At 68.2% G+C, this 3,030-nt stretch carries 3 protein-coding genes; 2 read left to right on the forward strand and 1 reads right to left on the reverse strand.

Going from position 1 to position 3,030, the window contains the following annotated elements; translation table 11 throughout:
• On the reverse strand, positions 1 to 101 hold a 101-nt coding region (locus AC1VAN_RS16705), incomplete at its 3' end, for a cytochrome ubiquinol oxidase subunit I (protein WP_480986240.1).
• A 228-nt stretch (positions 102 to 329) separates the two neighbouring features.
• Between AC1VAN_RS16705 and cydD the strand changes: the two genes are divergently transcribed.
• Positions 330 to 2,075: a thiol reductant ABC exporter subunit CydD gene (gene cydD / locus AC1VAN_RS16710; protein ID WP_480986238.1), complete on the forward strand. Its 1,746-nt coding sequence runs from the start codon at positions 330 to 332 to the stop codon at positions 2,073 to 2,075.
• Positions 2,072 to 3,030 (forward strand): ABC transporter transmembrane domain-containing protein (locus tag AC1VAN_RS16715; RefSeq protein ID WP_480986239.1); only part of this gene is annotated, 959 nt, incomplete at its 3' end. The genes cydD and AC1VAN_RS16715, both read left to right, overlap by 4 nt.

A 3,030-nucleotide genomic window follows, 5' to 3' on the forward strand; every position in this document is an offset into this window, starting at 1 on the left:
ATGAAGGACAGGCCAAGCGTGAGCGGTACGAATAGGAAGTGGTACATCGCGGTCAGAGCGAATTGCAGCCGCGACAGTTCTACGACTGTCTGATCAATCATGGCCTGGCTACCTCGTTGGATAGTGCCGTTGCAGGTGGCGGGAAGGGTGGTCTACGGGGTGAATGATGTGACCGACTACTTCAAACAGCCTTGATCCAGATCAATGTATGAACAGGTATTCAGGAGGATCGTATGCCAACCCGATGAAGACTGCGACCGCCGGCCGCAGGGGAAGGCTGTTGCCTGCGCCTACAATGCCGTCCATCCCCCTGCTGCCTGTGAAGAGCCTTGAGCGCTGCCGAACCGACCGCTGACGCCCCTGATCGGGATGAAGAATCGACCCGCCTGCGGCGTGTGCGTACCGCCTGGCTGGCCGATCTGGCCCGTRCCGCGAAGGGGCGGCAGCGGCTGGCGTCGCTGTGCATCAGCGTGTCCGGTGCGCTGTTGATCGCTCAAGCTGCCGCCATCGCCTGGCTGGTGCAGCAGGTGCTGGTCGAGCGCGTGCCGCTGGCCCAGGGCCTGCCGGTGCTGGCCGCGTTGGCGGTGATCCTTGTCGTGCGCACCCTGCTGGGCAGTGCCACCCAGGCTGCGGCCGGTGACGTTGCCGATGCCGCACGCCTGTCCCTGCGCGAGCGTGTCTTCGCGCGTCTGCTCGGGCACGGCCCATTGTGGCTTCGGCAGCGCCGTACCGGTGAACTGGGCGAGTTGATGCTGCATCACGGCGATGCGATCGAGAACTACTACAGTGGTTTCCTGCCGGTGCGTACCGAAGTGGTGGTGGTGCCGTTGTTGATCCTGGCTGCTGTGGCCTGGGTSGATTGGGTGGTTGCACTGATCCTGCTGTTCACTGCACCGCTGGTGCCGTTTTTCATGATGCTGGTGGGCTGGGGCGCCGAAGCCGCCGGGCGCGCGCAGCTGGGCGAGCTGGCGCGGATGAGCGGGCACTTCGCCGATCGCATCAAGGGCCTGGGCCTGCTGCGCCTGTATGGCCGTGGGGAAGCCGAACTGGCCGGCATCGAGGCCGCGGCAGAAGGTGTGCGCGTGCGCACGATGAAGGTGCTGCGCATCGCCTTCCTGTCGTCCACCGTGCTGGAATTCTTTGCCTCGGTCAGCGTGGCGATGGTCGCGTTGTATCTGGGCCTGAGCTATCTGGGCCTGATGTCGCTGCATGCGACCGTGCCGACGCTGGGGGCGGGCCTGTTCTGCCTGCTGCTGGCACCGGAGTTCTACGCACCGTTGCGGCGCCTGGCCGCGCACTATCACGACCGCGCCAATGCACTGGCCGCCGCCGCCGAGGTGGAGCGCCTGCTGCAGGCGCTGCCGGAAGAGGAGGCCAGCACAATCGACGGCACTGTGCCGCTGACGCCGGAGCCTGCCGAGGCCGCGTTGCCGCCACTGCAGGCRCACGGTCTGGTATTGCGTCCGTTGGGCGCTGCGCACGATGTGCTGCAGAACCTGGACCTGCAGCTGGAACCGGGCCAGCGTCTGGCCCTGGTCGGCCCCAGTGGCAGCGGCAAGAGCACGTTGCTGGAAGCGCTGGCCGGTTGGCTGCCGCCGCGTGCTGGCCGGGTGCAGTTGCGGCCGGGGCTGCAGGTGGCCTATGCCAGCCAGCGCCCCTATCTGTTCCACGGCACCATCGCCGAGAACCTGCGCCTGGCCGATCCCGGTGCCAGCGACGCGCGCCTGCGCGCCGTTGCCGAAGCCGCCCAGGTGCTGCAGTTCGCACAGCGCCTGCCGCAGGGGCTGGATACGCTGATCGGCGAGCGCGGCTTTGGCCTGTCCGGTGGCGAAGCACGTCGCATCGGCCTGGCGCGCCTGCTGCTGCGCGATCCGCAGGTGCTGCTGCTGGACGAGCCGACCGCGTTTCTCGATGCCGAAACCGAAGCAGCGCTGCTGCGCAGCCTGGCCGCCTATGCGCGCGGACGCAGCGTGGTGGTGGCCACCCACAGCCCGGCGGTGATCGCCTGGGCCGACCGCTGCCTGCTGTTGCCCGAAGGACGCCTGGTTGAGCCGGCGCAGGCGGTACGCGCATGAGCCGCTCTGCCGATTCGCTGCGCACGGTATTCCTGCGTCATCGCCCGCGCCTGCTGCTGGCAGTGCTGCTGCTGTGGACCACGATGCTGGCCGGCACCGCCCTGCTGGGCCTGTCTGGTGGCTTCCTCACTGCTGCAGCGCTGGCCGGTGCAGCGGGCCTTGGCCAGGGCTTCAATTTCTTCACTCCGTCGGCCGGCATCCGCGGCCTGACCATGGCGCGCATCGCATCGCGCTACTTCGAAAAGCTGGTGGGGCATGACGCCACCCTGCGCATCGCCCGCGACCTGCGCGTATGGTTCTTCCGCCGCGCGCTGCCACTGGCTCCGGCACGGTTGGGCGCAACCCGCACCGGCGATCTGCTGGCGCGGCTGCTGGGTGACATCGGCGAAATCGATGGCCTGCTGGTGCGTGCCATCGGCCCGTTGCTGGCGCTGGGCGCGTTGACGTTGGTGGGCGTGGGCTCGGCAGCGTTGATCCTGCCATCGGCAGCGGTGCTGCTGGCGGTACTGGCGTTGCTGATCGGCATTGGCGTGCCGTGGCTGGGCGTGAGGGGCCATGACAGCGAAGAGGCCGACCGCGCCGCACATCGCGCAGCGTTGCGCACGGCGGCATTCGAGGGGCTGGAAGGGGCGGCTGATCTGGCCGCGCTCAACGCTGGCAATGCCTGGCAGTTGAAGGTGCGGGTGGCGGCCAAGCAGGTGGCCTCGCGCGATCGTCGTCGACGCCTGCGGCTGATCGCTGCATCAACGCTGCATGGTGTGCTGGCCGGGCTCGGCCTGGTAGCGATGCTGGCACTGGCGCTGCATGCGGCCGAACAACAGCGCATCGCGCCGGAAATGGCCGCCGGGCTGGTGTTCCTGACCGTGGCGATGATCGAACTGTGGGCGGGCATGGGCCTGGCCTGGCAGTCGCTGCAATCGGGCCGCATTGCGGCCGCGCGCCTGCAGGGCATCGT

The organism is Stenotrophomonas sp. 05L44_2 (assembly GCF_056665995.1).